General features: G+C 70.0%; 5 protein-coding genes. 4 read left to right on the plus strand and 1 reads right to left on the minus strand.

Annotated features, from left to right (window positions below; translation table 11 throughout):
- Window positions 1–54: 54 nt before the first annotated feature.
- The 3 genes from AC08OO_RS21710 to AC08OO_RS21720 all read left to right on the plus strand — a co-directional run bounded on the left by AC08OO_RS21710 (window position 55) and on the right by AC08OO_RS21720 (window position 4,313).
- On the plus strand, window positions 55–714 hold the full coding sequence (locus tag AC08OO_RS21710) for an HhH-GDP family DNA glycosylase (RefSeq protein WP_476606963.1): 660 nt from the start codon (window positions 55–57) through the stop codon (window positions 712–714).
- An 83-nt stretch (window positions 715–797) separates the two neighbouring features.
- Window positions 798–1,367, plus strand: a complete 570-nt coding sequence (locus tag AC08OO_RS21715; protein ID WP_476611560.1) for a type 1 glutamine amidotransferase domain-containing protein — start codon at window positions 798–800, stop codon at window positions 1,365–1,367.
- Between the two features lie 444 nt (window positions 1,368–1,811).
- Window positions 1,812–4,313 (plus strand): HelD family protein, encoded by a 2,502-nt coding sequence (locus tag AC08OO_RS21720; protein WP_476611559.1) that lies wholly within the window; start codon window positions 1,812–1,814, stop codon window positions 4,311–4,313.
- Window positions 4,314–4,386: 73 nt separating this feature from the next.
- Here the strand turns inward: AC08OO_RS21720 and AC08OO_RS21725 are convergent, their stop codons facing one another.
- Window positions 4,387–4,974 (minus strand): IS630 family transposase, encoded by a 588-nt coding sequence (locus AC08OO_RS21725; protein WP_476611561.1) that lies wholly within the window; start codon window positions 4,972–4,974, stop codon window positions 4,387–4,389.
- A 561-nt stretch (window positions 4,975–5,535) separates the two neighbouring features.
- Here AC08OO_RS21725 and ltrA point away from each other — a divergent pair.
- Window positions 5,536–6,819: group II intron reverse transcriptase/maturase (gene ltrA, locus AC08OO_RS21730; protein ID WP_476611558.1), on the plus strand; the 1,284-nt coding region annotated here is incomplete at its 3' end.

Here is a 6,819-nt window from a genome sequence, read left to right on the forward strand (position 1 = left end):
CGGGGGGCATGGACGGGGCGGAGTGATGGCGGGGATCGCGGGTAGTCCCACTGCATGGCTGGAACCGACACAGAAGCGGTGCTCGCCGAACTGCTCGCCCGGCATGGGCGGACCTACGCCGACGAGATCGGCGCCGACGTGCCGGCCGACACCGCGGAGGCGATGTTCAGGATGATCGTCTTCGCCCTGCTTGCGAGCGCACGGATCCGCACGTCGATCGCGGTCGCAGCCTGCCGTTCCCTGATGGACGCCGGCTGGACCGACGCCGCCGCCATGGCCGAGGCGACCTGGGAGGACCGTACCCGGGTGCTGAACGGCAGCGGGTACGCGCGCTACGACGAGAGCACCTCTCGGACGTTGGAGGCGGCCTGCCGTTACCTGATGGACACCTACGACGGTGATGTCCGCCGGCTGCGGGATGCCGCCGAGCACTCCCCGGACCGGGAGCGAGAGCTGCTACAGAAGATCAAGGGGATCGGGCCGGTCGGTGCCGACATCTTCCTGCGCGAGGCGCAGGCGGGATGGGACGAGCTGGTGCCCCACCTCGACGAACGCACCCGGAGAACGGCCGGAGCGCTCGGGCTGCCGACCGACCCGGCGAGGCTCGCCGCGCTGGTCGGCCGGCAGGACTTCCCGCGGCTGGTTGCCGCGCTGGTGCGGGCGCGTCTCGAGCACGACGTCACCGACCTGCGGGAGGCGGCGAGCAGGCCCTGACGCCAGTCCGGTCCCGACCCCAACCGGCGAGGCAGCAGGCAGCAGGCAGGCAGCAGGCAGGAGTCAGGTAGGAGGACGTGTCGATGACGACGCACGACGACAGGATTCAACGCAAGATCGCGTTTCTGGTGGCGCCGGAGGGCGTCGAGCAGGCCGAACTCACCGAGCCGTGGAAGGCCATCGAGCAGGCCGGCCTGAGGCCGGTGCTGGTGTCGACGGAGGGAGGCAGGGTGCAGGCGTTCCGGCATCTGGACCCCGCGGACACCTTCCCGGTCGACATCACGGTCGCCGAGGCGGATCCCGCGGACTTCGACGCGCTGGTGCTGCCCGGCGGAGTCGCCAATCCGGACGAGCTGCGGTGGCAGCCGGGTGTTGTCGAGTTCGTCCGGTACTTCTTCGACGCCGGCCGCCCGGTGGCGTCGATCTGCCACGCTCCGTGGACCCTGATCGAGGCGGACGTGGTCCGCGGACGGCGGATCACGAGCTGGCCGAGCCTGCGTACCGATCTGCGCAACGCCGGGGCCGAGGTCGTGGACGAGCAGGTCGTCATCTGCCGGTCCGGGCCGAACACGCTGATCAGCAGCCGCAGGCCGGACGATCTGCCGGCCTTCGACAGCGCCCTGGTGGAGCATCTCACCTCGGTGGGCGTCTGATCACCTCGGTGGACGCCCCAGCCCGGGATGCCGTTCACCGTGGATGCGAAGGAACCGCCGGAAACGGCTCCTTCGCCCGGGCCGCTCGCTACCTCGGATCAGGTGGGTCGCTACCTCGCACCAGGTGGGTCGCTACCTCGCACCAGGTGGATCATTGCGGGGTATCCAGGCGCCGGACATCCGTAACCTGGAACAGCGATGATGCGGCATTCCGGCCGCCGGGCCGGATGGCGCGGGCCGGCTCGCCGGGGTCGTTCGTGGACACGCCGTCGTTGTCGTGGACATGTCATTACCAGGGTGGGGTCACCAGAGCCGGGTCACCGGGCGGGTCGGGAAGATCTGCGGGGGAGGGGCTGTTACCCTTCCTGGCTCACCTGACGGCGTCGGCTCGCAGCCCGGGAAGCCGCAATCCAAGAATCCGACCGCGACCGGGAGGGAGAGCCGGTGCCGACCACGCAGGACGTCGAGCGCGCCCGTGAACAGGCCTACCTGGACACGCTGTACATCCGGTTGGACGAGGTCCGCGAGATCACCCGTGGGCAGCTGCGCCGGGTCCTGCTGGAAAGTGGCACGGGCACCCCCCAATCACTCGTGGAACGGGACGTGTTCGCGGCGACCCACGCCGACCGGCTCGCCCGCCTCGACGCCGCCGAAGGGCGGCTGTGTTTCGGCGCGATGGACTACGCCGACGGGCGCCGGACGTACATCGGCCGGATCGGCCTGTCCGACAGCGGGCAGGAACCGATCCTGGTGGACTGGCGGGCCCCGGTGGCCACCGCCTTCTACCGGGCGACGCTGGCCGATCCGCATGGTCTGGTGCGCCGGCGTCATCTGCGGACCAAGGGCCGGGAGGTCACCGGCATCGCCGACGACCCGTTGAGCCTGCCGGTCGACATGGCCACCGGCACCGGCACCGGCACCGGTAGCGGCACGGCCACGGGCGAGTCCGGCGGGGTGACAGCGTCCGGCGACACGATGCTGCTCGAGGCGCTGGCCGCTCCCAGGACCGGGCGCATGCACGACATCATCGCCACTCTGCAGGCCGAGCAGGACCGTATCGTCCGGGCGCGGGCGAACGGCGTGCTCGTCGTCGACGGTGGACCGGGGACCGGTAAGACCGCGGTGGCGCTGCACCGTGCCGCCTATCTGCTCTACAACGACCGGGCTCGGCTCGACCAGTCCGGCGTGCTGGTCGTGGGGCCGAGTCCGGTGTTCCTGCGCTACATCGACCAGGTGCTGCCCTCCCTCGGGGAGACCGGGGTGATCTTCGCCACGCCGGGACGGCTCTTTCCCGGGGTCGACGCGCACGGCGTCGAGGACGTCGCGACCGCGGCGCTCAAGGGTGATCCGAGGATGGTCGAGGTCATCGCCGCCGCCGTCAGGGACCGGCAGCGGTTGCCGCGGCGAGAGGTGCTCATCCCCTACGACGATCGCATGCTGCGCCTCGGTCGCGACACGGTCGCGCGGGCCCGCACCCGGGCGCGGCGCAGCCGCCGCCCGCACAACTCGGCCCGTCGGGTCTTCCTGCGCGAGCTGTTGGCCGAGCTGACCACCCAGGTGGTGAACCAGATCCCGGGCGGGCTGCTCGACGCCGACGAACGTGGCCAGATCACCCGGGACCTGTGGTCGGAGGAGGGGGTCCGTGCGGTGCTCGACGGCCTCTGGCCGCTGCTGACCCCCCAGCGGCTCCTCGAGGAGCTCTTCGCCGATCCGGCGGCCCTGGCGCGCGCGGCGGGTAGCCGGCTCACCCCGGCGGAACGATCCCTGCTCGAGGACCGGCGGACGACCGCGGCGTCCGCCCGGATCCCGGTGCAGCGCGACGGCGCGGGTACGGCGGGTACAGCGGCCGTCGATCGGGTCGATCGGGCGTGGACTCCGGCCGATGTGCCGCTGCTCGACGAGGCCGCCGAGCTGCTCGGCGACCCGGACGAGGAGACCGGCCGCGAGACCGCCCGCCGTGCCGAGCGGGAACGCGAGGAGGAGCGCGAGTACGCCCGGGGCGTGGTGGACATGCTCGGGCTCGAGGGGCAGGTCGACGCCGAGGCGCTCGCCGAGCGGTGGAGCGGGCCGCGGGCGCGGCGCAGTGCCGCCGACCATGCCCGCGAGGACCGTACCTGGACCTTCGGTCACCTGATCGTCGACGAGGCCCAGGAGGTCTCGCCGATGTTGTGGCGGCTGCTGTGGCGGCGCTGCCCGGGACGCACGGCGACCCTCGTCGGTGACCTGGCCCAGACCGCCCGGCCGGGCGCGCCGGCGTCCTGGGGGGAGCTGCTGGGGCCCGCGGTCGGCGACCGGTTCACGGTCGAGCGGCTCAGCGTCAACTACCGCACACCTCAGGAGATCATGGACGTCGCCGCCGACGTCCTGCGGGCGCAGGACCCGACGGTCTCCGTTCCCCTCTCGGTGCGTTCGGTGGGCCGTGCCCCGACGGCGGTGCGCGTGGGCGACGTGACGGCCGACGAAGTCCCGGGCCTTGTCGGTCTACTCGAGACTGGTCTACTCGGGACTGGTCCGCTAGAGGACAGGCGGACCTTCGCCCAGGCGCATCCCGGGGACCTCGTCGCCGCCGTGGTGTACGCGGCGAGCCGGGCCGCGAGCGAGGTCGGTGACGGGCGGGTCGCCGTGATCTGCCGCCCGCAGGACATCCCGGGGTTGCGCGGCGCCCTCATGGCAGCCCTCCCGGATTTGGCGGTCGCGGCGGACTCCGTCGACCCCGCCAGCGCCGTCGGCAATGCTCTCGACGCGCCGGTGGCGGTGCTGAGCGTGGCGGAGAGCAAGGGTCTCGAGTTCGACGCGGTGGTGCTGGTGGAACCGGCCGCGCTGCTGGCCGGGCCGACCCGGGGGCTTGCCGACCTCTACGTCGCGCTGACCCGGGCCACCCGTTTCCTGACCGTGGTGTATTCCGGCGAGCTTCCGCCGGTGCTGGGCCGGCTTTCCCCGCGGTGACGTGCCCGCCTGCGGACGGGTTCCGGATCCGTCCGCAGGTAACAGCTAGTGGAGCGTTATTCTGATTCCTTTGTCAGCCGTTGTTGGCAACCAACTTCTTGATGTTGGTCTCGACGAGTTTGACCTTGGCCAGAATCTCCCCGGCTGTCGCGGTCCAGACGAACGGCTCCGCAGTGGAGTTCCAGTGCTCGATGTAGTCCCGGATCTGTTTGATCAGCACCTTGACCGAGCTGAAGGTGCCCCGCCGGATCGACTGCTTGGTGATGATACCGAACCAGTTCTCGATCTGATTGATCCACGGCGATCCTTTGGGAGTGACGTGGAACGTGATTCTGGGGTTCTCCCCGAGCCACTTCATCACGTCGGGCGCCGTGTGTGTGGAGAGATTGTCGAGGATGATGTGGATCTCTTTGTCTCCGTGAGGCTCAACGGCTTTCTTTATGAACTTCAGGAAGTCGTCGCCCGTGCGGGTGGGGTAGCATTCACCGAAAACCTTGCCCGTGCCCACATCGAGGGCCGCGAGCAGGTTGGTGGTGCCATGGCGGACATAGTCGTGGGTTCGCTTCTCGGTGGCGTCGAAGTCGATCGGCAGCAGCGGCTGGGTGCGGTCCAGCGCCTGGACCTGTGTCTTCGTGCGCCACGAGGCGCTGTGTTTCCGGATGGAGGTGGGAGACCTTCATCGCCGCTCCGTCGCGGCGGGGTGGTGAAGCTGGTGGCAGCCTGATCCGTGTGACGGCGGGGAGGGTGGGAGCAGCCGCGACAACGGCCGGGCGGGTCGGGACTGCCAGACGACCCGGGTCGGTCTAGCGAGTCGGGAAGGTGTACGTGAGGAACCAGCGTGTAAAGCCTCTCAAGAGGTGCACCGGCTCCAACCTGGTGGATATGGGCCGGGGAGCGACGCACGTCCGTCGATGGCGGCGGGCGACTCCTGTGCTGGGTGAAGTGGCTGGCAGGGAGGCCATGAGGAAGGTCCGCGGCGTACTCATGGCGATGTCGCAGGGGCAAAGCTGGGCACCGACCCCGACGACCGGAACATGGTGAACGTGGGAAGCGCTCCGGCGCCGCTGGGCGGGATGTTCTCTGTCCGGCAGGCGCGTTATCCGCTGAGGGTGTCGGGGTGTGGCGGAGCCGTCGTAGTACTCCGAGGCCGGGAGAGCCGGTCGCATGGGGAAGGACGGCAGCGGTCTGGCAGCGACTGGATCTGTGGGGCGGGAGGTCGCCGGTGAATGTCGGCGCGCCGTGGCCGGCGTCGGATGAGGCGGAGGCACGGGTACTGCGGATGCAGACCAAGCTGCACCAGTGGGCGGTCTCTGACCCTGACCGCCGGTTTGATGACCTATTCAACCTTGTCTATGACCCTGCCGTGCTCGTGGTGGCGTGGCGGCGGGTCAGGGGAAACCGAGGGAAACGGTCTGGCGGCATCGACGGGGTGGCCCCGGCGGCGGTCGCTGATGTGGAGGGGCTTCTCGCGAGCGTGCGGGAGGATCTCAAAGCGCGGCGGTTTCGGCCGGTGCCCGCGCGGGAGCAGCTGATCCCGAAGTCCGGCGGGAAGGTGCGCCGACTGGGGATCGCGACCGTGACCGACCGGGTCGTGCAGGCGGCCCTCAAGCTGGTACTGGAGCCGATCTTCGAGGCGGGTTTCCGCCCGTGTTCCTACGGGTTCCGTCCGAAGCGGCGGGCGCACGACGCGATCGCCGAGATCCACCAGTTCACCTCCCGCGCCTATGAGTGGGTGGTGGAAGGGGACATCGAGGCGTGCTTCGACACGATCGACCACACGGCACTGATGGACCGGGTGCGTCGCCGGGTCGGGGACCGGCGGGTGCTCGCCCTGGTGAAGGCGTTCCTACGGGCCGGGATCCTCTGCGAGGACGGCTTCGTGCGGAACACCAGTACTGGCACTCCCCAGGGCGGTATCATTTCCCCCCTTTTGGCTAATATTGCGCTGTCTGTCCTCGACGATCACTTCGCCGAGGAGTGGCAGACGATGTGCGCGACGGACCACCAGCGGTGGAAACGGCGGAAGGCCGGGCTGGCGAACTACCGGCTCGTCCGTTTCGCGGACGACTTCGTCGTGCTCGTGCACGGCAGCCGCGCCGACGCTGAAGCGCTGCGGGACGACGTCGCGCGGGTCCTCGCCCCGATGGGCCTGCGCCTGTCGGCGGCGAAGACCCGGGTCAGCCATATCGATGAGGGCCTCGACTTTCTGGGCTTCCGCATCCAGCGGCGGCGCAAGCGGGGCACGGCCAAGCGCGTGGTCTATACCTACCCGTCGAAGAAAGCCCTCGCGGCGATCGTCGGCCGGGTCCGCGCGCTGACCCGACGAACAGCTCATCCGTCGCTCGCGGCCCTGCTGCGCCAGCTCAACCCGGTGCTGCTCGGCTGGTGCACCTACTTCCGCCATGGTGTGTCGAAAGCGACCTTCGGCTACCTCGACGAGTACGCGTGGCGTCGAGTCCACCGCTGGATCCGCCGCCGATACCGCAAGACGAAGTGGGCCGTCCTA

This window comes from Frankia sp. CeCAU1, from assembly GCF_977971845.1.

What these genes read in the sequence shown, in the direction of transcription:
- AC08OO_RS21710 (WP_476606963.1), top strand. Translation starts at nt 55, where the DNA reads ATGGCTGGAACCGACACAGAAGCGGTGCTCGCCGAACTGCTCGCCCGG.
- AC08OO_RS21715 (WP_476611560.1), top strand. Translation starts at nt 798, where the DNA reads ATGACGACGCACGACGACAGGATTCAACGCAAGATCGCGTTTCTGGTG.